The 23,817-nt window shown below is 66.7% G+C and carries 23 protein-coding genes and 1 pseudogene; 4 read left to right on the top strand and 20 right to left on the bottom strand.

Translation table 11 applies throughout. The annotated features are described in order from the left end of the window. Positions 1 to 67 precede the first annotated feature (67 nt). The 12 genes and pseudogenes from BLT97_RS39185 to BLT97_RS29120 form a co-directional block, all read right to left on the bottom strand. Positions 68 to 1,250, bottom strand: a pseudogene (locus tag BLT97_RS39185) (tyrosine-type recombinase/integrase). Further along, positions 1,250 to 1,438, bottom strand: coding sequence for a helix-turn-helix domain-containing protein (locus tag BLT97_RS29165; RefSeq protein ID WP_093615465.1), 189 nt, complete (start codon positions 1,436 to 1,438; stop codon positions 1,250 to 1,252). The pseudogene BLT97_RS39185 and the gene BLT97_RS29165 overlap by 1 nt, the downstream one beginning before the upstream one ends. Then, positions 1,435 to 2,799: a replication initiator gene (locus tag BLT97_RS29160; protein ID WP_342742787.1), complete on the bottom strand. Its 1,365-nt coding sequence runs from the start codon at positions 2,797 to 2,799 to the stop codon at positions 1,435 to 1,437. The genes BLT97_RS29165 and BLT97_RS29160 overlap by 4 nt, the downstream gene beginning before the upstream one ends. Continuing rightward, positions 2,796 to 3,008 carry a hypothetical protein gene (locus BLT97_RS29155; protein ID WP_093615463.1) on the bottom strand — a complete coding sequence of 71 codons (213 nt, stop codon included), beginning with the start codon at positions 3,006 to 3,008 and terminating at the stop codon, positions 2,796 to 2,798. The genes BLT97_RS29160 and BLT97_RS29155 overlap by 4 nt, the downstream gene beginning before the upstream one ends. An 88-nt stretch (positions 3,009 to 3,096) precedes the next feature. Then, positions 3,097 to 3,435 carry a hypothetical protein gene (locus BLT97_RS29150; protein WP_093615461.1) on the bottom strand — a complete coding sequence of 113 codons (339 nt, stop codon included), beginning with the start codon at positions 3,433 to 3,435 and terminating at the stop codon, positions 3,097 to 3,099. A gap of 22 nt (positions 3,436 to 3,457) precedes the next feature. After that, positions 3,458 to 3,637: a hypothetical protein gene (locus BLT97_RS29145; RefSeq protein WP_093615459.1), complete on the bottom strand. Its 180-nt coding sequence runs from the start codon at positions 3,635 to 3,637 to the stop codon at positions 3,458 to 3,460. Positions 3,638 to 3,669: 32 nt separating this feature from the next. Then, on the bottom strand, positions 3,670 to 3,861 hold the full coding sequence (locus BLT97_RS29140; RefSeq protein WP_093615457.1) for a mobile element transfer protein: 192 nt from the start codon (positions 3,859 to 3,861) through the stop codon (positions 3,670 to 3,672). A 21-nt stretch (positions 3,862 to 3,882) separates the two neighbouring features. Continuing rightward, a complete protein-coding gene (locus tag BLT97_RS29135; protein ID WP_093615455.1) occupies positions 3,883 to 4,524 on the bottom strand; it encodes a DUF2637 domain-containing protein in 642 nt (213 codons plus the stop codon). A 76-nt stretch (positions 4,525 to 4,600) separates the two neighbouring features. Continuing rightward, entirely contained in the window at positions 4,601 to 4,765 is a 165-nt protein-coding gene (locus tag BLT97_RS38070) for a hypothetical protein (protein WP_176953926.1), read from the bottom strand. A gap of 5 nt (positions 4,766 to 4,770) precedes the next feature. After that, entirely contained in the window at positions 4,771 to 4,962 is a 192-nt protein-coding gene (locus BLT97_RS29130) for a hypothetical protein (protein ID WP_093615453.1), read from the bottom strand. An 84-nt stretch (positions 4,963 to 5,046) separates the two neighbouring features. Then, positions 5,047 to 6,417 (bottom strand): FtsK/SpoIIIE domain-containing protein, encoded by a 1,371-nt coding sequence (locus tag BLT97_RS29125; RefSeq protein ID WP_093615451.1) that lies wholly within the window; start codon positions 6,415 to 6,417, stop codon positions 5,047 to 5,049. Positions 6,418 to 6,422: 5 nt separating this feature from the next. Further along, positions 6,423 to 6,764, bottom strand: coding sequence for an SCO3933 family regulatory protein (locus BLT97_RS29120; protein ID WP_093615449.1), 342 nt, complete (start codon positions 6,762 to 6,764; stop codon positions 6,423 to 6,425). A gap of 298 nt (positions 6,765 to 7,062) precedes the next feature. On the opposite strand from BLT97_RS29120, the gene BLT97_RS29115 reads away from it, so the two are divergent. Then, entirely contained in the window at positions 7,063 to 8,193 is a 1,131-nt protein-coding gene (locus BLT97_RS29115; RefSeq protein ID WP_093615590.1) for a helix-turn-helix domain-containing protein, read from the top strand. On the opposite strand, the gene BLT97_RS29110 is transcribed toward BLT97_RS29115, so the two are convergent. From BLT97_RS29110 to BLT97_RS37595, 3 genes are all read right to left on the bottom strand, one after another. Then, on the bottom strand, positions 8,177 to 8,968 hold the full coding sequence (locus tag BLT97_RS29110) for an NUDIX domain-containing protein (protein WP_093615447.1): 792 nt from the start codon (positions 8,966 to 8,968) through the stop codon (positions 8,177 to 8,179). The genes BLT97_RS29115 and BLT97_RS29110 overlap by 17 nt on opposite strands. 481 nt (positions 8,969 to 9,449) lie before the next feature. Further along, entirely contained in the window at positions 9,450 to 9,845 is a 396-nt protein-coding gene (locus BLT97_RS37600) for a hypothetical protein (RefSeq protein WP_143041401.1), read from the bottom strand. After that, the gene (locus BLT97_RS37595) at positions 9,845 to 10,645 is read right to left on the bottom strand and encodes a hypothetical protein (protein WP_176953925.1); all 801 of its coding nucleotides are present in this window, start codon (positions 10,643 to 10,645) and stop codon (positions 9,845 to 9,847) included. The genes BLT97_RS37600 and BLT97_RS37595 overlap by 1 nt, the downstream gene beginning before the upstream one ends. Before the next feature lie 1,022 nt (positions 10,646 to 11,667). On the opposite strand from BLT97_RS37595, the gene BLT97_RS29105 reads away from it, so the two are divergent. Beyond that, on the top strand, positions 11,668 to 11,979 hold the full coding sequence (locus BLT97_RS29105) for an SRPBCC family protein (protein ID WP_245769602.1): 312 nt from the start codon (positions 11,668 to 11,670) through the stop codon (positions 11,977 to 11,979). A gap of 321 nt (positions 11,980 to 12,300) precedes the next feature. On the opposite strand, the gene BLT97_RS29100 is transcribed toward BLT97_RS29105, so the two are convergent. Continuing rightward, the gene (locus BLT97_RS29100; RefSeq protein ID WP_245769601.1) at positions 12,301 to 13,434 is read right to left on the bottom strand and encodes a tyrosine-type recombinase/integrase; all 1,134 of its coding nucleotides are present in this window, start codon (positions 13,432 to 13,434) and stop codon (positions 12,301 to 12,303) included. A 480-nt stretch (positions 13,435 to 13,914) separates the two neighbouring features. Between BLT97_RS29100 and BLT97_RS29095 the strand changes: the two genes are divergently transcribed. Next, positions 13,915 to 14,526 (top strand): NYN domain-containing protein, encoded by a 612-nt coding sequence (locus tag BLT97_RS29095; protein WP_093615441.1) that lies wholly within the window; start codon positions 13,915 to 13,917, stop codon positions 14,524 to 14,526. Positions 14,527 to 14,702: 176 nt separating this feature from the next. Here the strand turns inward: BLT97_RS29095 and BLT97_RS29090 are convergent, their stop codons facing one another. The 3 genes from BLT97_RS29090 to BLT97_RS29080 form a co-directional block, all read right to left on the bottom strand. Continuing rightward, complete coding sequence (locus tag BLT97_RS29090; protein WP_281251159.1) at positions 14,703 to 15,764, bottom strand: helix-turn-helix domain-containing protein; 1,062 nt, start codon at positions 15,762 to 15,764, stop codon at positions 14,703 to 14,705. Positions 15,765 to 15,795: 31 nt separating this feature from the next. Next, on the bottom strand, positions 15,796 to 16,488 hold the full coding sequence (locus tag BLT97_RS29085) for a hypothetical protein (protein WP_143041399.1): 693 nt from the start codon (positions 16,486 to 16,488) through the stop codon (positions 15,796 to 15,798). A 938-nt stretch (positions 16,489 to 17,426) separates the two neighbouring features. After that, positions 17,427 to 17,867, bottom strand: a complete 441-nt coding sequence (locus tag BLT97_RS29080; protein WP_093615435.1) for a VOC family protein — start codon at positions 17,865 to 17,867, stop codon at positions 17,427 to 17,429. Between the two features lie 129 nt (positions 17,868 to 17,996). Between BLT97_RS29080 and BLT97_RS29075 the strand changes: the two genes are divergently transcribed. Further along, on the top strand, positions 17,997 to 18,500 hold the full coding sequence (locus BLT97_RS29075) for a putative immunity protein (protein WP_093615588.1): 504 nt from the start codon (positions 17,997 to 17,999) through the stop codon (positions 18,498 to 18,500). 109 nt (positions 18,501 to 18,609) lie between these two features. On the opposite strand, the gene BLT97_RS29070 is transcribed toward BLT97_RS29075, so the two are convergent. Continuing rightward, positions 18,610 to 23,715, bottom strand: coding sequence for a DUF5979 domain-containing protein (locus BLT97_RS29070; RefSeq protein WP_245769598.1), 5,106 nt, complete (start codon positions 23,713 to 23,715; stop codon positions 18,610 to 18,612). Positions 23,716 to 23,817: the final 102 nt, after the last annotated feature.

Below are 23,817 nucleotides of genomic sequence, written 5' to 3'. Positions count from 1 at the left end.
CCCGGAGGGATCTTCTCCTCCAGGGCGTTTCGCGTGTCTGACGGCAGTGCTGACGGCAACGGCCGGATCACTCCTCGCTCAGGAGGCTCCCCAGCCGGTTCAGCGCCTCTCGCTTCTCGGTCATCTCTGCGTGCGCATAAATGTTCATGGTCACGTCCAGCGCGCTGTGTCCCACGATGTCCCGGACGATGTGCGGCGGCACGCCGAGGCCGAGTAGGAGCGTCACGCAGGTGTGCCGGAGATCGTGGAAACGGACCGGCAGGCCGAGCCGCTCGCGGATCGGGTAGAAGTGCCGGTTCAGGTTCCTGGGCTCGATCGGCGTTCCGACGCGGGTAGTGAAGATCAGGCCGGAGTCCTTCCACCTGTCCCCAGCCTCGCGGCGTTCGAGCTCCTGCCGCTGCCGGTGATCGCGTAGCACGTTGACGCAAACGGCCGGCAGAGGCACGGGACGTTCCGAGCGGCGAGTCTTCGGCGCGGTCAGGGTCAGCTCACCGTTCACGCGCTGGAGAGCGGTGCGGATCTCCAGCGAGCCGCTGTCGAGGTCCACGTCCGACCAGTGGAGGCCGAGCAGTTCGCCGCGGCGGAGGCCGAGGTACAGGGCCAGGACGTACGCGGCATGCAGCCGGTTGTCCTTCACTTCGGTGAGCAGCTTCCTCGCTTCGGTGACCGACAGCCCGCGCCCAACTCGGTATCGCGGCGTCTGGACTTGGACCAGCTTGGCTACGTTGCGCTGGACGAGCTCCTCGCGGACGGCATGCTGCAATGCGTTGCGCAGCACGGCGTGCAGGTACTGGACCATGCGCGGCGACAGGGCGCTTGCCCTTAGGGCGTGCCGCGTCCCTTCCCTGTGCGCAGCACTGACAGGCCTGCCGAGCCCAGTCGAGGAAGAGCCGGATGTCCTTGGCCGACAGCCGGGCGAGCTTCTTCTTGCCGAGCTTCGGGACGATGTACGCGTTCACGCACTTGCTGTAGCTGTAGACCGTCGATGGCCGGACCTTGTGCCGGACAACGTGCTCGAGCCAGTACGCGAGGTACGTGCCGAGGGACTCGGTCGTGTCGGCGGCCGGGATGTGCTGATCGCTCTTCGCGAGCATCTCGGTGAGCTTCTGCCGCGTCTCATCCCACGTCGTGCCGTAGACGCTGCGCCGCTTGTAGGTCCCGTCCGGCATGAGGACGTAGGCAGCGCCCTCGTACCGGCCGTCCTTGCGGCGGTAGATCGTTCCCTCTCCGTTGGGGTTGCGCTTGGCCATCAGTCCTCCTCTGCGATCCGGTCGCGGATGTAGGAGTTCAGGGCTTCCGCCGGGATACGCCGACAGCGGCCATCTGTGATCGAGACCAGGCGCTTCGAGCGGATCAGGTCGTAGACCTTGGAACGTCCGTACCTGAGCCGCGCCATGACCTCCGGCACGGTCAGAAGCTCGGCGGGGGCGGTGGTCATGCTGCGACTCCTTCCTCACTGTGCGTGGGTGCGTGGGCTGCGGAGAGCCATTCCTCTCCGCGAGATAGGCCCACTCCGGCGTAGGTCCAGTGGGCAATGACGAGGGTGGTTTCCTCGGCTGCGTATTCGGCCGGCACGGCGCCGTGCTCGCGCTGAGCGTTGAGCGCCTGCTTGCGTTGCCAATCGGCGCGCGCTTGGCGGAGAGCACCGAGCGTCGTGGAATAACGACGGGTCTTGGTGGAGAAATGGCCGCGGAAGCCGAGCATGTGTGCCCACTGGCGAAGTCGGAGTTCTTCGAGCTCGGGCCGTGCGCCGAGGTACCAGGCCATGCGGATCAACCGGCGAGCGTGCTCGCTGATGCGGAGCTGGGCGAGTTCGGCGAGGAACTTGAGCGGCCGGTCCAGGGTGCCTGTGGTGGTCTCGGCTCCCTTGGTGGCGTACTTGGCGATGTATGCGGCGACCGCACGATCAGTCAGTTCGGTGCCCCCGTCAAGGTCGGCCGAACGGATCGGACGAATATCCAACTGGGTGCCAAATGCGAAGGAGTGCAGCCTGTTCCCAAGTCGTGGCCCCGGAGCCTCGGCCGCCCGAGCCGCTGCGCGGATCGCGTCGGCGAGGAGTTCTGCACTGGCCCACTCCGGCGGTGGGGTGTCTCCACCGTCGGGCCCGTCAAGGCGGATCACCGCGTGGAAGTGGACCGCGCCGCGACGCTGGTACTCAGCGACCTTGGCGAACGACACCCGAGCGCATTCCGCGAAGGCGCGACGACTGAGACCAGCCCGCTTGGCGACTTCGCGGCGCAGGTAGATCGTGAATCGGGCCCAGATCTTAGATGCGTGAGCGTTCCAGAGGACGGCCGCCTCGTAGTCGTACGTGTCGGGGTCGCGCGGCGTACCCAACTCAGGTGCGTCGGCGGGGTGCTGAGTGCCGCAGCGGCAGCGGCAGCGGCCGGAGGCTGGGCGGTTGTGGACTGGGCCGAAGGACGGGGCGGTGAACGTTGCGAACACCCGCGGGTGGGTGGCGACTCGTTCGGGTGTGCCCTTGCCGCCTTTGAGGCCCGCGGTGATGAGCTGGTAGGTGTCGCGACGGTAGGTCTCGGCACAGGCTGCGCAACGGGTGGCGCGCCGGTTGTTGCAGCGCACCAGAAGATTCCCGGCGGGCAGTTCGTGGCCGTGGGTCTCGGAGAGGAGTTCTCCGGTGCCGGGGTGGATCTCGGTGCGGTAGCCGTCGAGACGGACCGGATTGGTGCAGCCTCCCAGACCTTTGAGTTGGCGGATCAGGCCGGGCAGGTGACCGAGCTCGGCAAGGTCAGCCAGGTCTCTTAACGCTCGGGGTGCGGTCTCAATCGCGGGGGCGGTCACTGGGCGCCCCCGGCGAAGACAACGGTGGCCGCGGCGTCGAGGAGCGTGCGCAGCGGGGGCAGAGTGCCGGTTCCCTGGCACCGCTTGCAGTGCGCGGTGATGGTGTTGAGGTGGCCCTGCCGGTTGCGGCCGCCCAGGGTGACGGCGACGGAGGCGAAGCCGTCGCAGTCCGGGCAGATCCGGGTAGCAGGGTTCTGGTGGTCGGGCATGATGTGGGTTCCTTCCGGTTGTTGAGATCGGGCAGGGGCCGGGCGCCGGGGCGGGCGAGACTTGGCGGTTGAACCGCCCCGGGGCCGGTCAACGTCGTAGCGATGGCGGCGGGGTGAGAGCTGCGCGCAGAGCAAGCGCGACGATGGCGAGCGAGGCGCTGACGAGCACGACGGCGAGGAGCATCGAGACCAGGACCACGCCGATCACGACCACGCCTGCGGTTCCGGCCGTGGCGAGGGCGATCACGGTGCCGGGGCTCATCCCCGTACGGACCGGAGCAGCCGTCGGGGCCGTGTGCGGGTGGTGGCAGGCGCAGGGTGCGGGTGCGGGTGCGTGGTGGACCGTCGGGGTCTGGCCGAGGGTGGTGATGACCGGGATGATCTCGCCGGTCGGGGTCGGGTTGGTCGGGATATGGGGCTTGAACATGAGCTGAACTCCTTGCGGAAGGTCAGGGGTTGGTGATCTGGACGCCGGATTCGGTGCCGGTCTCGATCGCGGGGTCGAGGAAGCTGCCTGCGAGCAGGTAGCCGCCGATCAGCAGGACCAGGACCAGCCACAGGGGCGGGCGGGCGAGCTTGACGCCGATCACGGCGACGACGGTGATGAAGAACCAGAACGGCACGTCCATGACGGGGCTCCTTCGTAGGCGGGTTGGGTGGGTCAGCGGACGCGGCAGCGGTGGCCTTCGGCGGCGACGTTCGCGGCGGCGACGGTGGCGTATTCGCCGGACCAGCCGCAGCGTTCAGCGCCGCAGGCGGCGATGTAGGTCATGTGGCCGTCGCGGTCCTGGCCGGTGCCGATGGTGATCGGGCCGACCTGGCGCAGCTTGCGGAAGATCAGATGCAGAGGCATGACAGGGCTTCTCCTTCGGGATCAGGTGAGCTGGGCCGCAATGGCCGAGGCCATCGGGGCGGGGACACCGAGGTGGGCGCACAGGGTGTCGGTGTCGATCGGGGTGCCGGTGCGGGCACGGTGCGCGTCGGCGACCTTGCGGGCGTGCTCCACCAGCGCGGGCGGGACGTTCACCGTGGGCTTGGCCGGGGGCAGTTCTGGGGCCGAAGCGGGCGTGTCGGCAACAGCCGGGGCGGGCTCGGGTGCGGGCTCGGCGGGGGTGGCGGATTCGGCCGGCACGGTGCTCGCACGTTCGGGCTCGGGGTCGGTGCCGTGGGCGAGCAGGGTGCCGCCGAGGAACGCGAGCGCGGGCCATCCGGCGACGAGGAACCGCAGCCAGGCGGGGGCGTGTTCGAGGTCGAGGAATCCGGCGGTGGCGACGTTGGCGCCGAGTGAGGCGACCAGGGCGATCAGGAACCAGCACCAGGCCAGCCGCGGCGTCCGGCCCTGGCGGAGTCGGCGCCATGCGGCGACGAGGAGCAGGTCGACCGAGATCGGGTAGGCCCAGGCTTTCCAGCCGTGCTGTCCTGCGGCTTCGGCGATGTCGTGCAGGTGGGCGAAGGACAAGGCCCCAGCAATCACGGCCTGAACGAGTACGGCGTCGAAGCGGAGCGTGGAGCGCATGGCGGGGTCCTCCTTCCTTGAGGTTGGGGCCGTGCCGGGCGGGGCTCACGAGGTCCTGCCGCCCGGCGACGGCGGGTCACGTGGTTGCGGCTTGGCCGGTGCCGAAGCACTTCAGGCACATGCCGGTCTGGTGGCCGACGGTGCGGCGCTTCCGGCCGACCTGGACCGGGCGGGAGATCTCTCCGGTCCCCCTGCACGGCCCGCACTTCTTCTTCGCAGCGGGGCGCTTACTGGTGGCCATGGCACTCACCCGGTGGCGGGGTAGGTGTGGCCGGTGGGCGGGTAGACCGACGGGTCGTACACGAGGAACAGCGAGGCATTCAAGCCGAACGCCAACACGTCGATGAACTCCTCATCCGCGTCCGGCTCGTTCGCGTAGTCGTCCAGTACCGCGATCATCGAAGCGGTGCGGACCAGGTCGTTGCAGGTGGCGCACATGGCGTGCTCCTTCTCGGGGTTCGGGCATGGCTGGGGTAGGGACCTGGCGCGAAGCGGTCGCGCCGACCGTGAAGCGGGGATGGATCAGGCCGTGGCGGGAGCCTCAGCCGGGACCGCGGGCACCGGAGCCTCGACCGGCTTGATCGGAGGCAGCACGGGCCGGAACGCGGCGAGCTCGGGGATGTCCGGGGTGAGGTGCGCGTACTTGTTGCAGGCGTTCACCGCGGACCGCATGGACGTATGGGGTGCGCGGACGCGGACCCAGCCGCCGGTCGAGTAGCCGACCACAGCCATCCCGGGCCGGTCATTGGGGATCTGCGTGGTCGCGAACACCGCATGTGCCGAGATGTCGCCGAACGCCATCTTGGCTGAGGATTCGTCGTTGACCCGGTGCGCGGTGCGGCCGGTCAACTGGGCCCGCAGCATGGTGATCCCGTTGCCGAGCTCGGAGCCGAAGCGCTGCCCGTAGATGTCCACGTAGATCCCGGCAGCCCGGCCGAGCTGCACGAGCCGGACCAGGGCGGTGATGATCCGGTCTCGGCGCTTCTCCTCTGCCTTCGACGCGAACAGCGCGAGCTCCGCCACCTCGTCGATGGTCAGGACGACCGGATCCGGACGCAGATGCTCGGGGAGGCCCCAGATGTCGGCGGTGATCTCCGCATCCGGCACGTCCGCACTCACCCGCTGCTCGGCACGGATCACCTGATAGATCGCGTTCATCCGGCCCACCAGGGCTTCGAGCAGCTCCACGGCGTCATCCGGGTTGTCCGCAAGCGCGGAGAACCGGCGCGCCATCGGAGCGAGTTCAACGCCTTGCTTGCAGTCGATCCCGACCAACGCGACCTTCTGTGCCGCGAGTTCTTTGATCAACTGACGCTGGGACACGGACTTGCCGGACTTGGTGGCCCCAAGGTGGAGTGAGTGCGGGGTCTCCTTGTAGTCGCGGTAGTGGACCGTCCCGTCCTCACACAAGGCGACCGGGACACGGAGCTGTGAGCGCTCAACGGTCGCGGGCATCTGGACCCGCTTGAGGACGTCGTAGCCGGTCATCACCAGCTCAACCACACTCGGGCCGATCTCCTTCGAGACGACCTGTTGCACGGTGAAGGAGTGCCGCAGCCGATCAGCGGCAGCGGAGAACTCGAAGGCGTCCTGCCCGGGCTGCATCTTCAGACGGAACCGGATCCCCGTCCGGGTCGGTCGCAGTCGCAGGATGCGCGGGGTTCGCTGCCGCGGTATCTGCCACTTGAACACCCGGGCCAGCCACAGGCGCCACCGCGGCGGCGGAACGGTGAGCTGACAGGCATCCATCACAGTCGCGTAGCGGATAAGCACCCGCAGCATCGCGAAGGTGGCGCCGAAGCTCAGCCAGTACCAGGCCGGACGCTGCCACTTAAGCAGCAGCGCCAACGTGGCGACCAGGACCAGGGCGATCAGCCATAACGTCGCGGACATAATCGTCAGCCCTCAGACTGCGACGGGTCGAGGATCGCGACCGCGCGGAAGGCGATGCCGAACCGCTTCTCGCCGTTGAACGTGTTCTCCCAGTCCCGAGCGCGCAGGCCCACGACCTTGACGGGCTGGCCCATGGTCAGGCCCTCGGGGATCCCGGTCTCTGGGATCGAGACGGTGTAGAGGCTGGCCTCGCCCTCGTCGGCGATCATCAGCCCGACCGTCATCATCTTCGCGTTAGTCTCGCGGTCCACCGCGATCTCACCTGTGTCCCGACGTACAAGCTTGTACTTCGGCTCAACTGCCACGAAGACACCGGCAGTTGACGTGTCGACCTTGAATGAAGGCATGATGGAAACTCCCTGATGTTGGGGCGGAAGCGGCGACTTGCTTGGCGGTAGGGCGCCGCTTCCTGCGTTGACTTGCGGGAGTCCTGCGACAGCACCGCAGGACCTTCGGTTCCCAACTGGTGCCGCGCTCCGGCTTCTGAACTCGCCTTCCTGCGACGCTTCTAGAGAACCGCGCCTTTCAACGCCCCGGTAGCCAACAGGACTTAACAGCATTTGCTGTTAACCCCTGCCGACCTGCGGCTACGTGAGGCATCCTGCTGTGAAGGGCTGACCCACCCAGGGGCGCGAGGCGGTGCAGGTGTCCAACCGGCTTCGGCAGATCCGAGATGCACACGAGTGGTCGCAAGAACGACTGATCCGCGAGATCGAGCGGTACGCGCGCCAGCACCTGCTCACGGTCGGCTCCACCGCGAGCCTGCGCGTCTACGTCTCCGAGTGGGAGAACGGCAAGCGCACCATCAGCGAGCGGTACGCCAAGATCCTGCGCCCTGTGCTCGGGGTGACCGACGAGGAACTATTCGGCCGGCAGGGCCAGCTGACCGTGCCAGAAGTCGGCGGCTACGAGGAACTCGTGAGCCGGATCGACTCAGCGCGCAACGTGAGCCTGACCATGGTCCAGACGTTCATGGACCAGACCGAGCTTCTGCGTACGGTCGACCGGCAGATGGGCGCCGCGGCACTCGTCGACCAGATGAACGGCCACCTCACCGCACTTGAGGACGCACTCACCTTCGCCGTCCTGCCTGAGACCAGACGCCCGGTGGCGACCGCCCTGGCAGGGGCGGCAACGCTCGCAGCGTGGCAAGCACTGGACTCCGGCGGCGTCGAACGCGCCCGGAGACACTACGAGTTAGGCAAGCGCGCCGCGCAGGAAGCAGGCCAGTCCATGTATCTGGCCCATGCCACGGCGGAGCAGGCATACGTACTGCACGACGCCGGGCGCCCAGAGCTAGCCGTAGAGCTCTCCCGTGAAGCACAGCGGCTTGGCGGCACTCAGGTATCACCGCGGTTGCGCGCGTGGCTGTTCGCGGCCGAGGCGGAGCTCTGTGCGAAGGCAGGTCTGCCCGATGATGCCCGCCGAGCCCTCGATGCAGCGGTCGCCAGCCTGCCGTCGGGGAGCGAGCCCCGCGACCCGGACATGTTGAGCATCTTCCTGAACAACGGCCACCTGGAGCGATGGCGCGGAAACGTGCTCGCACTGCTCGGTGACGATGACGCGTTGGACAGCCTCTACGCGGCACTGGACGCAGCCGACCCGACGTTCATCCGGGCCACGTCCGGTCTGAGATGCGATCTCGCCCAGGCTCACCTGGCTCGGGAGGAGTACGCACTGGCCGAGGAGCACCTACAGCAAGCCCGAATGCTCGCGAACCGCACGGGATCTGTACGGCACCGGCGCCAAATCGATCAACTCACTGATCGGTTGTAGCAGCCGCCTGCCGACGCGACGCCAGGAGATGAAGCAGGCCCACCAACGTGCCGGAACCGAGGAGATCACCACGCGCCATCAGGCCGGGGATGTCCGAGAGCGGCACCCACTCAACGTGCCCGGACTCCTCAACGTCTGTGGGGTCGCCTACGTGCTGCGCGCCGCGGCCGATGTAGATCTCGTGCGGCGAGTCGACCATCCCGACCATGGGCTGATACGTGACCAGGTGCTCAAGGTAGTCCGGCCGCCAGCCGGTCTCTTCCTCGAACTCGCGCATGGCGGTCGTGTGCGGGTCCTCGCCCTCGTCGACGATGCCGCCGGGCAGCTCCCAGCCCCACTTGTCGGCGACGAAGCGGTAGCGCCAGAGCATCAGCACGCGGTCTTGGTCATCCAGAACGGCGGAGATCGCTACGTGGTGCAGGCGCACGACGTGATGCTCGAAGCGCTCAACCCCAGGAGGCTCAACGTCGACGAGGTTCAGCTTGACCCACGGGTTGTCGTACACCGTGCGCTCACCGTGAATCTGCCACGGCTCCAGGGGCCCGGGATTCTTCGTGCTTACCTCTTGTCCGGGCACGCGGTACGAGCTCCGAGCGTGACGCTCGAGTACGTTCTCGTCGACCAACCGGGCTAGCACCACGCGCAGTTGGGTGCGCCCGATGCCCAGATCGGTCTCCAGCTTGCGCTCAGACGGGATCTTCTCGCCAGCCTTGTACTCCCCGGACGCCACACGCTCGCGGATCGTTCGGTACGCCAACGCCGACTTCGGACCCATTCCCTGAGCACGCTCCTTCTCGTTAGGTGACCTCTCCGGATGCGAACCGACACCCATCCGAATGTCAACTGGACCGCACCAGCGTAGCCGCCGGGCCTGACAGCCGACAGAGCACGATCACCCGCAGCCATGCATGGCCGGGTTGGTAAAAACCTTCTCTACGGGTTCAAGGCGCCCCGCGCGGCGGGGCGCGCGCCGCTCCCGGCGCGGCCCGCCTCCATGTCTCCGCCACCGGCAGCCGCGCCACGCGGCGCGCTCGGCGAGGGCGCCAACGGAGAGGTACAAACGGCCGGCACGGGGCTGGGGCGGTCGGCTCCGCGGCTTTACGCAGCCACTTTGGGGCGAGCCTCTAAGATCATGGCCCCGATTCGGGCTATTGCGGGCAGGTCCAGAGACTGCCCGAATCGCGGCGAGCGTAAGGGGCCATGATCACTCGCCCCAAAGCAGCTCCAGCCCAAAGCCGCTCCACCAACCTCGCGCATCACCGCGCGCGCCTCAACTCTTCCAGAAGCCGCGCAGCGTCCGCTTCCGACATTTCCCACTGGTCAAGAATTACACCACTCACCTCATAATGAGGCGCAAGGGTGGCGAGTGCGACCTTTGCTTCATACATGGCATCGCAAAATCGGTCGACACTACGCTCTCTCAAACGCTGGTTAAATTCATCCGCCGCTATCTGATCCCCACCTAGATAGCTCACCGGGACGGCCTGCGGAATGTAGCGTGCGGATTGCGCTGACCGGAGGGCAGAAATTGCCGAATCGAACGCCTCACGTCGAGTTCTACGCCATGCCAGATGCGAGGTCAACCATGGAGCAAGAGACGCTCCGACAAATGCCCCGATTAACCCGAGTACAGGCGCCAGCATCGTCGTCATCAGTACCCGATCTCCGAATCTTTCACAGGAGTCTTACTTCTCATCTGCTCCCGACTGGGAGGGTGATTCAGCAGCGCCCTCCGAACCTTCCCCATCGGAAGCTCGAAAAATGCAGAGTCGGCGGAGATTCGGAATCGGTGAGGTGGAATGAAGCGACCCTTGCGAAGGTGATTCTCGAAGTCAACCACCCGGCCGTCCTGATGTCGCAGCGGATTTGGAACTAGCTGCACCAGTCCGAACCTACTGAGTGTCAAATGGGATTCATAGACATCGCGCGAGATGCCGTAGAGCCATTCCCGGTCCCGTTCGGTTATGTAAACCCCGCGCAGGAGATGCTCATCTCGAAATCTGGCTGCCACATGCTTCAAGGCCAAGTACATTCGAATCTCCGAGTCCGTGAGGAAATAGACCCAGCCATTCGTGAAGAATTGAACAGGCACAGATATTACAGACCTGCCACCCTCATAGTGCTCAGGGATGGCATAGTCCATCTTTTCTTGACGTCTGATACTCGGCTCCTGCAGCAGCATGAAGGAGAAACGCTTACTCGATTCACCCACATCCCGCAGAATTAGCCCCTCGTCGGCGAGCCTTTTGATGGCGGATTTTATTTGCCGCACTCTGTTCTGTGTTGCAGTAACCGGCGGCTTCGCTTGCATATTTTGCTTCGCTTGTGACACCACAAGATCAACCCACGATACCTCGGCGCCTGAAATGGGTATAGGGCACGGCCCTGCAATTCCGTTGCGTTTTCTGCTTTGAGCCTCGAACAGGGCCAGTAGGTAAACCTGTAGGTTCACGCCCCGAGGTGCCGCTAGCCGCGCTATGGGCGGCGGGTTAAACGGGCCACCCGTGATGAGAGGAGCCCGTAGCTTCACATGCGCTGGCCATCCGCCACCGCGACCATGAAGCTGTTGAACAGCTTCTCGTGCGTGATCGATCCGGTCCGCCATGGCATCCAGCAACTGCACTCTGCGTGCGCGACGAGCAGCATTCCGCGGCATGCCAGCCCCCATCCGACCCTTTGGCCCGGAAAGCACGTGGGCCCCGACCTGCGCAGTTCTTCGTGCGCCGCTACAAGCTACATGCGGGCCAAAGGGTTTGGATCATGGTGCGAACTTCATTTCACCCTTTGGCCCGCATGGTGTGGTGGGCTTGAGCTGCAACTTTTCTCGTACGCCGCTACAAGCTACATGCGGGCCAAGGGGTTTGAGGGATCTACGCGCAAACTTCCTCTGCGTACAGCAAGGTTGCAGCACCGAACGCAGAGCGGCCCTCCGGGGCAACGGAGAGCCGCTCACACCTGCGTTCGCCCACGCCCGCAGCGACTCGTCGCTGCAAAGACGAAGAAGGTGTCCTGATGAATGTACGCCTCTGGGAGATGGTTACCCAGACTGCCCGAAGCTTGCCCTGGGCCCCTGTGGCTAGCCTTATGGGCTTCGCCGTGCTCCTCGGCGTGTGGGCTATCCCGGGCCTTGCTGTTCCACTCAACACCGCTGCAGCCGTGCTTGGGAGCTACGCCACCGTACGCATGACGACTCGGAGCATGGGAGAGCGCAGGAGCGGTCTCAGTACAGAGGTACGGCTAGTGCCAGATCAGCATCCAGAGCAACCCTGAGTGTCTAGCTGCGTGACAACGGCAGCGGCCACGCGCGTACGTTCACGGACCATCAGCGCAGGTGGCGGGTACTTGAACGGTAGGTAATAGCCCCACCCGAGTTGCTTCGGGACGAAGAGGTCACCAGTACGCCCGCCGACCGTAGTCTGTCGGCGGGCGTACCACCGTCGCCAGAGGCCGCGCCAGGACCGTATGGGAGCAAGCATGAGGAACAGGCTTCCCGTTGAGAACGGCGGGCAGCAACTCACCAGTCTGTTCGTCGAGCCATACGGCGAGGACTTCTGGATGAAGCCCGGGGAAGTGTTCACAGTCATCGCGTCTGTCGACGCGGATGTCGAGATCGAGTTCTCGGTGATCGTGAAGCCGGATCACATCACTGTGTGGATGTTCCACGACGAGGACCCCTACAACGCCGTGCTCGACTTCACGGTGGTCGGGAAAGACGGCGCCACCCTGGCGTGCGGACACCAACGCCCGCCCGACTCAGCTGAAGCATCACCGGACACTGGGACGTGACGGCAGCGCTGACGGCAACGAGTGCGGACAGCAACAGACGCGGGTGGCGCTCGGAGGACTCAGTACCCAGAGCACGCCCCCTACCGACAGCAGTTGCCCGCATCTTCTAAGCGCTTGGCCGCAGGTTCGAGTCTGCCGGGGGCGCCTCTCATCGGCCTCGCTTCGGCGGGGCCTTTTTGCTGGTCAGAGCCGGTCTCGTGGGGCATGCAGAAGCCCCGGTCGCTCCCCTGGTGATCACGGGGCGGGTCCGGGGCTGTCCGGCTGTCAGCGGGTTTCTGCGGGTCGCTGTGTCGAATACGTGTCGAAGTTTTCGGCAGCGGGTCAGTCGGCGGTCGGGAGGTCTTCGAGATCCCCAGCCGCTTCGAGGCGCCTCTTCAGGTCCGAGAGCTGACCGTCGACGCACCGGGCGTAGATCGAGAGCAGCACGGGGACGCTGTTGCCCGCCCAGTCGGCGACTTGAGCCGGCGGGATGCCGTCGTTGAGCCACTTCGTCAGACGGGTGTGCCGCAGGTCGTACACACGCCTGCCCATGGGCGACTCGAAGACGTGCGGGGCGAGCACGGCCTTGCGGGCGCTGCGCCACGCACGGCGGATGACCGAGCCGGCGAGGATGCCGCTCTTCTCGCCCTGGAACAGCAGATCACCGGGCTTTAGCTCTTCTTCTTCGATGTGCTGCCGGAGGACGCGGGTCAGGGCAGGGTGCCCCGGCACGGTCCGCGTGTCCCCCTCGGCACGTCCCTTGAGGTGGCGCTGTTCATGGATCTCCCCGGTGTCCGTCCACTGCTTGCCGACTTCCGGGGTCGCAGTGTGGATCAGCAGTTCGCACCACTGGTCGGCCGCGTCCGCGTCGGGTAGGTGCACGTCCGCTACGCGCATGGCGACGACCTCTTCGGGACGGGGCCCGCAGTAGTACATGGTCGCGAAGAAGGCATGCAGCCTCTTGCCGCCTCGGGGACGCTGGCGGATCCAGCCGAGCAGAGCCGCCGCCTGCCTGGGGTTGATCAAGCAGCGCTTGTCCACGGCGTTCGTGGTCTTGGTCCCGGTCGTCGCGTCCCTCCCCTTGGGGAGGGGGTTGGCACGCAGGATGCGCCGCTTGACCGCGTAGTTCATGGCCACGTTCAGGATCCGCCGGTGACGCTTGCGGGACCAGGCAGCGGCCGGCTTGCCGTCGAGCCGCGTGTCCAGGGCCTGAAGTACGTGGTCCACTTTCTCGGGATCCTCCCAGGCCGAGACGGGAAGCGAGTTCCGCTCAACCCACCTGAGCACCGCGGTTACTTCTCGCGGAGCATCCGGCCGACGGTTCGTGTTGAACGCCCACTCGCGCAGGGCCGTACGCACCTTCACGGGGTCGAACTGCGTGGGCTGGGTGCGCAGAAGCGCGATCGTGGTCGTCGTGAGCGTCTTGGCGATGTTCTTGCGACTGTTCCCGCCGAGCTGAGACCAGCGGGCATCCACGTACTCAAGGCCCGCGCACGGCGCGGGCGCGCGCCGCCCCAATGGCGCGGCCCGCCTCCTGTCTTCGCCCCGGCTGGCCGCACCAGGCGGCGCGCTGCGTTGCATGCGGGCTGTGGAGGGAAACCCCGCTGTGGCTGGGGCGGCCGGCTCCGCGACTTTAGCCAGCCACTTTGGCGCGAGCCTCGAAGATCATGACCCCAACGTCGTGCTTTACCGGGCAGGTCCACAGACTGCCCGACGCGCCGGAAGCTTACGGGGCCATGATCACTCGCGCCAAAGCAGCTCCTGGCCAAAGTCGCTCCGCCGACCGCGCGCCTGACCTGCACCGATACCAGGAGAACCGAAGCCAACCGGCATGATTCAGCCACGCCCGCTGGCCTAGAAGTTGCCTTTCCCTGGCTCGCGTCGCATAGTGGAGTCCTTGCTCCCCGCCGTCCTCCGGGACTGGCGGGGTTTTTTACATTGTGTTGGGGGCGGCACATGACGGCATCTGCGCCGGCGCTTGGCGTTCTGATCGATTACCAGAACATCCACCTCACGGCGCGAGATCTGTTCGCCCCGATAGGTACTCACGCACGAGACACACTCGTCCATCCGCTGGCGTTCGCTGAGCGCGTCCTCGCAGTACGCGCTAGCAAGTCCACAGATCCATGGTTGGCCGGCGCGGTCCTTACAAGCGTGTGCGTGTATCGGGGCACCCCCAGTAACAGTCGAGAACCGAGACTGTACGCCGCAAGCCAGGCTCAGCGCTCCGAATGGACACGAGATCATCGAGTGAGCGTGCACTACCGCTCACTCCGTTACTCTCCGCGATGGCCCCAGGAGCCAGCACGAGAGAAGGGCATCGACGTCCTGTTGGCAGTGGAGTTGGTCAGCAAGGCCATGAATGGCGACGTGGATGTTCTCCTCTGCGCGACTCACGACACAGACCTTGAGCCGGCGCTGGAGATGGCTCTGACCAAGGGGAAGAGCAAAATCGAGACTGCCGGCTGGTGGGGCGGGCGACGCCTTAAGGTGCCGGGCCGGAAGACTTGGCACACCGCGCTCGACGGCGCCGACTTCGTGCATTGCCGAGACCGGAAGCAGTACTAGCGAGGCAAAGCGATGGCAAAGCGATGGTAAAGTTTGCACGCCATCACGGGAAGCCGACTACGCTCCGGGAACGAAGTTCAGCGCAAGCGACGGAGCGTAGTCGGCTTCCCGTGATGGCCCTCAACATGTCACGGTGAGTCACAAGCGCGACTGAGCGACTGGTACCAGCGGCGCCCTTACCTGACCACTGACAGGTGTCCGTGCCTGGCTGGCCCAGCTTGCCCGCCACCCGGAATGGCAGCGATCGACAAGCCGAAAACCAGTGCGTCTAGATCTTGATCGCTATCAACCAACTCATCAGCAATTCGACGCGAGGTCCACCCATCCTCCCTCGCGAGGCGAAACACCTCAGTGAACAGCTGGGAAGTCTCCGGGTGAATCCCGTCAGGCTCAGAGATCCGGTATCCGCGTTGAGATAGGTCGATCAACCACTGTCGGCGATTCCATTCCGAAACTAGTTCCAGCTGGTAGAGCCTCTCGACCATGGCAACGGCGGAGACCTTCCAGTACCGCTTGAGCTTGAAGACATCGTCCAGGCGAAGCTTGCCGACCACCTGCGCAAAAAGACCATCGGCCGGGATCAGAAAGCTGGAAGCGAAATCGTGAGCCTCCTGCTCAGCGGCCCTGGATCTGTTCCTCCTCGACCCCTGATGCAACACGAGGTGCCCTAGCTCATGCGCAAGGTCGAAGCGCATACGCTCGGCAGTCTTTCCCGTATTCATAAAAGCAAAGGGCCTGCCTTCATACAGGAAGGAAAACGCGTCAATCTCCCTATCCTTTACAGGCAGAGAAAACACGCGAACGCCCTTCCTTTCGGCCAAGGCCAGCATGTTCTTTACAGGCTTCTGATGGAGCCCCCACGCCGAACGCAATTGCTCCGCCGCAGCCACTGGAGTTAGACCAGCGGTTTCCGACAGGTCCGGAAGCTCTGGAGGCGGCGTTCCGTAATGCTTGTCAACCCAATCACTCAGAAGGACCGCCAATGAGCTTATCGAGAGGATCCGGCGGACCTGCCTTGCTGTCATCGACGACAGGGCGCGGAAACTTACCCATTCCTCTTCGATTTGCGGGGCATCATCCGCACAAAAGTAAGCTTCGGGAAGATCAAGAACTTGGGAAAGCAGGTTCACGGGTGGATTGTCCACCTCTCCCGCTTCCCAAGCCGACACTGCCCTACGCGAGACGCCACAAAGCTCGGCAAGGCCCTGCTTGGTCAGCCCTCTGCGCTCTCGCGCCATCGTAAGGCGCGTGTGATTGAACGAGGGTTGCTCAAGCTGCCCGAGTGACCATCGGTTCTCCGTCATCGTCGTCGTCCTCGCCAGGCTCGATTGGTGCGACCGCCCCGGAGGTAGGAACGGGGTCGATCAAGATTCTCTCGACCCATTCCCCAACGAATCCGTCTTTCCGCACCTCGACCGGAAGGGAGATTTCCATACGGATGTGGTCATCGTCTGCATGGATGACCAAGAACCATGTAGAGCACGCCTCGTCAGGCGGAAGCGGATTAGCTAGCTCTGATAGGTCGATCTCGAAAGCAAGCTGCTCGTAAGTAGCGTTCCGGTCGACTCGCTCCTTTGTCTTGGGTCCACGCTTCCGCGTAAGGCGGGGATCCCGTTCGCCTTCAATGCCGGTGAACCTGTCGCCAGCGACTACCGCGAAAGCCAGCCGGCGGGCCTCCGAGTAGACAGTCTCGTAGTTCCCGGTCTGCCCGATTCGCCAGCCCTGGCGTATTTTCAGCAGCTCCCTGCGGAGTGCTGCCAGCGTCTCCGCCCACATCGTGATCCCGGGGTAGTTCCGCGGGTAGTAGCGGATCGACACGCGGCTTCGGGCATCATCCCCCGTCATCACGCTGTTGCGGATCTTAGCAACGGAGAGGCCCATTTCGGCCAGACGCTCATCTGCATGCTCAGGTCGAACGATCTTGCTTCGGCGAGCAGGGATCTGCTCATGGGACTGGCTCACGGCACCTCCGAGATCCAACTTCCTCAAATGCTACCTCACATGAGGCGACGTTTGAGGAAGATCGCGAGAACTCTGCACCGTCAGGCGCTCCTCACCCATGGAACACCAGGGGACTGACAACCAGGCAGCCCAGCAAGCAGGGGCGAACCACGGTGGGCAGGCGAGAGACCGAGCTCCGACGGACTGCCAGACAGGCTGGCCGGCGGTCCGTGGACTATCTGTGGACAGGCTCCGCTTCAGCGACTGATCAAGCGCCCTTTGACCTGCACAGTTACCCGGGACCGAAGGGCCCTCCGGAGCCGTGTACGGTTTCGCTGGCAGACGACCCTCGGTCGAATACGTGTCGACGTTGCTGATCCGAACCTCAGAAGCGGACGCTCCCCCGCAGGTCAGTGCCCTATCGCCTCTGAACAGCCCAGGGCCCTTCTAAGCGCTTGGCCGCAGGTTCGAGTCCTGCCGGGGGCGCCTATCCTGTCTGACCAGCGGAAACGCTGGTCATTTTCTTTGCCCGGGGTAGGGCGCAGCACGGTCGGCCAAGCGCCTTGCCCGCCCCCGTATCGCCCGTATCGAACACACACGAGGCCCGCCAGGACGCCCAGTGGAGCCGGGCACGGTCGTCGATCCTGCATCCGAAGCTCAACGGTCGTGCGCGCGACCGCGTGGATGCACCCGCCAATCGCGCGAAAACCGACCGGGACGCGAGCGCGGTCGTTCGTGCCCGGGTTGCCGGGCAGGGTGACTTCGGCAGGCCCGGCACGTCCTACGACATGGGGCTCGGTAGCCGCGGTGGGGCCGTCGCCGACTCCGCAGCGATCGCGGCTGCGGAGTACGGCAACAACTCACCTGGGAGTACGCCGACTAGGCAGCGGCCGGCCGGGCAGCGCGGGTCCTTCTTCGAGCTGCGCACCGTGCCCGCGTGACGGAGCCGCTGCCAGTTGTCACTTCAGCTCCTCGGCCAGGCCCACGATGATCCCCTCCGGGCCGCGCACGTAGCAGAGCAGGTAGCTGTCCTCGAAGCGGGCGATGTCGCCCAGGAGTTCGGCGCCGTGGGGGCGCAGGCGTGTGACGGTGTGGTCCAGGTCGTCGACCGCGAACATCACGCGGTGGGTGCCGAGGATGTTGTGGGGCTGGTTGCGGGGCTCGGTGCGGGTGGCCGTCGGGCTGCGGTACTTCGCCAGTTCGAGGCGGCTGTGGCCGTCCGGGGTGCGGAGCATCGCGATCTCGCAGTGCACGCCGTCGAGGCCGGTGCACTGGTCGGCAACGGGGCCCGAGACCTCCGTCCTGCCCTCGAGCTCCATCCCGAGTTCCACGAAGAACGCGACGGCCGCGTCCATGTCGTCGACGACGATGCCGACGTTGTCCATGCGCTGGATCGCCATGGTGGGCTTCTCCCTCTCCATTGGTGCTTGTACGGCCGATGGTGGCCGCTGATGTACCGGGGACGGAGCCGAAGGCACGTTCTCGACATAGCCTCGCAGCGTGAGCAGGCCGGCGGGTGGAGGTGGCTGGTGATTCTTCCGAAGGTGCGAGACCCCCGCTTCGTGACCATCCGGCGCGGCGGAACGCTCACCGATGGCGATCATCGGCTGCTCGCGCTCTGGGCGGCCGAGTGTGCGGAGCATGTGCTCGGGCTGTTCGAGGCCGAGCAGCCCGGTGATCCGCGGCCGCGTCGGGCGGTCGAGACCGTACGGGGGTGGGTGCGGGGCGAGTTCAGGATGATGGAGACCCGGGCCGCCGGTGGGCATGCCATGGGGGCGGCCAGGGAGCTGCGCGGGGCGGCCCGGCATGCGGCGTATGCCGCCGGGCAGGCCGCCGTGGTGGCGCATGTCGCCGCGCATGAGCTGGGGGCCGCGGCGTATGCGATCAAGGCGGTGCGGGCCGCGGAGGGGGTGGCGGCCGGGCGGGCCGAGTGCCGGTGGCAGCGGGAGCGGTTGCCCCAGGAGATTCGTGAACTCGTCCTCGACGACCAGCGGTTGCGGAATGAGATCTGTTGGTTTGTTTTTGAGGAGTAAGGGAGTGGGGCCGGCACGGGGTGGGCCGGTGAGGAGCGCACATACGACGACGCCGCCGCCGGGTCGCGAGCGATCCGGCGGCGGCGTTCGGGGGTTGAGCCCTCAGGTGTTACGCAGCGGTCCGACCTCTTCGAGCCGCCACCCACCAGAGCACCCCGCCCGCGACCAGGAGTGACGTGAACAGCCCGCCGAGGGCTGCCCAGTTGCCGGGGCCAGTGTGGGCGAGTTCGCCGTCCTCGTGGCCCTTTCCGTCCTTGTCGTCCTTGTCGTGGCCGTCCGGGTCCGGGGCCGGCGGGAACTTGTTCGTGACCGTGAGCGTGGCCGTGCCGTTCACGTCCGTCTCGCCGCCCTTGGGTGAGTAGGAGACGGTCGCCTCGGCCGGGATGTCGGTCTCGGTGACCTTGCAGTGGGCGCCCTTCGGGACCGTCACCTCGTGCTCGCCGCCCGCGGGGAGCACGAAGGTGCGGTCCCCCGGCGCCAGGGCCACGTCGCCCTCCGCCGTCGTGCAGGCCAGCGTGAAGGAGTACGAGCCGGCCTCGTCCTCGCCGATCACCTTCTTCCGCACGACCAGCTTCGCCGCGTCGAAGGTGTTCGTGGCCGTGATGGTCGCCTGGCCGGCCGAGTCCTCCGTGATCGTCACGGCGGTGCGCGGCGTGCCGTGGTCGACGACCGCGGTGTCGGCGCCGCCCGTGTCCACCTCCGCCGCCCAGCAGCGGGAGTTGACCGGCAGCGGCTTGATCACCACCGGGGTGTCGGCCGTCACCGTGTACTTCTTGCGGACGATCTGCGTGGTCGGGTTGCCCGCCGCGTCCGGGAGTGCGCAGGTGACCCGTACGTCGAAGGAGCGGTCCTTCGCGTACGAGGCGGCGTCACCGTCGACTTCCTTGACCAGCTTCAGGGCGCCGAAGCGGAAGGCGTTGGTGACTCGGCCCGTCTCGACGGTCGTCGTGCCGAAGCCGGGCTTGATGGTCACCTCGGCCGGGTTTTCCTTGGTGTGGGTGGCCTGGCCGCCGCGGGCCGAGGTCTCGTAGACCTCGCACTCCGCGCCCGCCGGGATGCCGGTGATGGTGACCGGCTTGTTCGCCGAGACGTCGTAGTCCTCGTCGACCACCTTGCGCGGCAGTCCGCCCTGCGGGTGGATGACGCAGGTGACATGGAACGGGAAGGGGACGCGGGCGAGCACCGGGTCGAGCGCCTTCGGGCTGTCGCCGATGCGCTTGACCAGCTTCAAGTCCCCGTAGGCGAGGGCGACTCCGACCTGGATCGGCTCGTTCGGCTGCAGCACGCGGGGGCTGCCGGCGCGGTCGGTGGTCTCGTTGTGGGCGTAGGAGTTCCAGGCGATCGTCGGGTCGCCGTTCTTCTTCACGTCGAGCGGGGTGTCCATCGCCCACGTGATGTTCACCGTCTCGCCCGGCGCCATGGCCGGGGCGAACTTCAGATCGAAGCGGGCGCCCACGGCCTGCGCGCTGTACGCGTCGTCCCACGTGGTGGACGGGCACTGCGGCTCGCTCGAGCCCGCGCCGCCCATGTTCAGGTCGTCGGTGCACAGGGGTTCGGTGTTCTCGTACGAGGTGGTCATGGTGCCGGGGCCGTCGAGCTGCGGCTCGGAGGCGAGCGTCGGGCGCTTGTCCCAGGCCGTACCGCGCGCCTGGTCGAGGATGACGCCCTTGTCCCCCTGGACCGGGAAGCGCTCGACGATCCGCATCGCGGTGCCGGCCTCCGTACCGGCGTTCTGGATGCGCATCAGGTAGTGGTACTCGTCGCCCGGGTTGACCAGCGCGATGCAGGGGTTGGCGGTGTAGCGGCGGCCCGCCGCGTCCGTGGTGGACAGGCAGGAGGAGTCGCCGGCGGGGACGGTCTTCTTGTCGCGGGTGTTGTACCAGCCGAGCGAGTCGTTGCCCGCCACCCACTTGCGGGCCGCGAAGGCCGCGCCCGACTTGGCGGTCAGGGTGGCGGTGGCCGTGCAGTACAGGCCGCTGCCGAAGGCGCCGTCCCGCTCGGAGGAGCCCTCGCAGGCGAGGTCCGGGTCGGAGGAGGTGGCGCCGGCCTTGTTGGTGACCACGTCACCGGCGTCGATGCCGGGTTCGAGCTTGACGTGGATCTCGATGGTCAGGGTCGCGCCCGGAGCGAAGGCCCAGGGCTTGCCGTCCTTGTCCTTCGAGAAGTCCCAGGTCAGGCCGGAGGTGCGGTCGCCGGACGTGGTCTGTGTGAAGTCGGGGGTCGGGACGGCCGGAGTGCCGGCCGGGACCGCCGTGTCGATGACCTTGTACGGCTCCCCGTTGTCGCCCTCGAAGGTGTCCACGAACTGGATGCCTTCGGGCAGCGCGTCCTTCACGACGAGGTCCGGGATGTTCGCCGTACCGGTGTTGGTGACCTTGATGTAGAAGGGCGCGTCCTCGCCGGGTGCGAGCACGGTGTTGGGGGTCTTGCCGATGGTGATCCGCGGCGTGCCCTTGACCAGGTCGAGCGTGGCGTCGACCGGGTCGATCGCCTTGGGCCTGTCCGGGGCCTGCAGCTTGGTGAGGAAGGAGCCGCTGACCGTGTCCTCCAGGTGGCTGGGGACCGGGTCGCCGCTGGAGCGCAGGGACTGGCGCGGGCTGACGTCGAGCACGAGGATGCCCGAGCAACTGCTGCTCGCGCACTCCGGCTTGATGACGTAGCCGTCGTTGGTGGTGCTGGTCGAGCTGTAGGTGACGCGGATGCCGGTGACGTCGGCGGCGTTCACGCCGGCGGGCAGGGCGGCCGAGGAGGACGGGGTGCCGTTGACCCACTTCCCGTCCACGTACGCGTCGATCTGGACGCGGTTGGCGCCGGCGGGCATCTGGTTGGACTTGATCGAGACGAGGTCGACGGCGTCGAAGAAGTCCGTGTCGCGGTCGGTCATCCGGAGCGTCTTGGCGGACATGTTGCCGGTGTTGGCGATGGTCAGGCGCATGTCGGCGTGCTGGCGCGGCAGGCCGGGCACGTACTCGGGGAGCGAGCCCGGGCTGATCGACTTGTTCAGCGAGGCCGAGTCGGACGCGGCCGCGGTGTCCATCGAGGGACCGCAGACCGGGGCGCCGGGCGTGTAGTCGCCGCCCGCGTCGATCGAGTAGCAGTTCTGCAGCGTGGTGCCGTCGGGGACGCCGGGGCGGCGCTCGGCGACCACCGTCATGGTGAAGCCGGACTGCGGGGCCAGCTCGCCCTGGTAGGTGCCGCGGACACCGGTGGCCCGCTCCATGAGCTCCGCGTTCGACGGGTCGTACGCGACCCAGGCGCCGGAACCGCCGCCCGCGGACGGGTCCCACAGCTCGATCTTCACGGGCGCGTCCGAGGGGCTGACGCTGACCGAGGTGATCTGGAGGACGTCGAACGGCGAGGTGGAGGCGGGGGATCCGTCCGGGCCCGCCGCCGGGTCGGTGACGACCGGGCGGACCAGCGGCTTGTTGCCGTTGTTGGTCACCTTCAGGTTCATGGTGATGGGCTGGTCGGCCGGGATCTCGTGCTGCGAGGCGTCCTTGGTGCCGCTGCCCGAGGTGTTGGGCGCCTCGATCGGCAGGTTCTTGCAGGCGTCGCCGGAGGCGGTGCCGCTGCCGTCGGTGCGGCCCGCGTCGCCCTTGTACGCGGCGCAGTTGTCGACGCCGGGGCTGGTGCCCGTGGACAGGTCCTCGGCGGTGACATCGCCGGTGAGGGTGCCGTGCAGATCCAGTCCGGCGGTGGAGCCCTCGGCGATCGTCGGGTTGCCGTCGGCGTCCACGCCCGTGTAGGTGACCTCGACCTTGGTGACCTTCTTGCCTGCCTTGGCCACGTCGACGGTGGCGTTCGCGGTGTAGGGCGAGGCGAAGGTGTCGGTGCTGCCGTCGTCGTAGGTGACCGTCAGCCTCGCCTCGGTGGCGCCCTCGGGGAAGCGCAGCCGCACCTTGTCCACGTCGAGCTTGTCGAACTCGCTGGTGGTGTCGGCCGAGGGCTCCGTGATGGTGAGCGTCTTCACCGGGAACGGCGAGGCGTTCTTGACGTCGACCTCGGTGCTCACCGGCGAGTTCTCGCCGAGCACCGCGTGCTCGCCTGTCTCCTGGCTGAAGTTGCCGTTCGTGTCCGGGTAGAAGCGCTTGGTGGGCTGGAGCACCAGGATGTCCGGCAGGATGTCGTACGGGGCGCAGGTGCTGTCGCCCTTCACCTCGCCCTCGGTCTTCTCCTCGACCGCCGGGGTGGCGCAGTTGTTCACGGTGATCTTGTCGGTGGGGCGCAGGGGCGAGCCGTCGGAGCGCTTGGTCTCGCGCAGCTCCAGCCCGACCTCGACGGTGCCGCCGGTCTCGTCGTACGGCAGCGGGTCGCCCTTGCTGTTGGTGAACACGACCTCGAAGCCGGTCACCTGGCCGGGCTCGACCCCGTCGGGCAGCGGCAGCCGCCCGGGCGAGGTGATGTCGGGCCCGGTGTGCGTGGCGCCGTCCGCCGTGGTGACCACCAGGTGGGCCTGGTCGGCGCCCTTCGGGAACGCCGTCACGGTGGCGGAGCGGAAGTTGAAGTACTCGAAGGTCTCCTCGCTGGTGTCGGACACCGACAGCTCGGTGACCTCGGCCGAGGACGAGGAGTTGTTGCGCACGTTCAGCGTGACCGTGGACTCTTCGCGGCTGCCCGCGACCGCCGAGCCGTCCTTCCACGTCTTGGTCGCGACCGGCTTGACCACGCGCGGGATCGTCACCGTGACGTCCGTGTCGGCGCTCTTGGGGGTCGCGTTGTCCGCCTTGACCTCGGCGGTGTTGGTGATGACCGTGCCCTCGGTGAGGTCGGTGTCGGCCGGCAGGCGCATGCCGATCTCGATGCTGCCCGCCTGGCCGGCGCGCAGGCCCGTCTTGCCGGACGGATTCTGGAGGGGCTGCTTGTAGACGACGGTGAGCAGCCGGGTCGACTCGTCGTAGGTGACGTCACGGCTGCTGGTGGACTGCGGAAGGCTGGTGACGTCCAGGCCCTCCGGCAGCGTGTCCGTGACGGTGAAGTCCACGCAGTCCACGGTCAGGCCCGAGCACTGCCCCGTCAGCGTGTAGATGAACTCCTCGCCGGGCTCCAGCGGGTCGCCGCCCGTGTTGTTCGTCTTGGTGATGCTGACCGCGCTCTCGGGGTCGGCGGGTGGTGCGGGCAGCGCCTGCACGGCCGCGGCCTGCGATCCGTACAACAGCGCGAGCGCCGTCGTCGTACTGAGGGTCAGGCGCGTGAGCCCGCGCAGATGTCCCGGCATGGAGTTCCTTCGTCCGTGCCAGCCTGCGCCGCGAGTGATCCGGTCCGGCCTCCCCCGCGCTCGCGCCCGGCTGCCTGGTGCGATTGCCCGGCCGAACTTACG

Source organism: Streptomyces indicus, assembly GCF_900100315.1.
Taxonomy (GTDB): domain Bacteria; phylum Actinomycetota; class Actinomycetes; order Streptomycetales; family Streptomycetaceae; genus Streptomyces; species Streptomyces indicus.
This window is presented reverse-complemented; position numbering and strand designations above follow the sequence as displayed.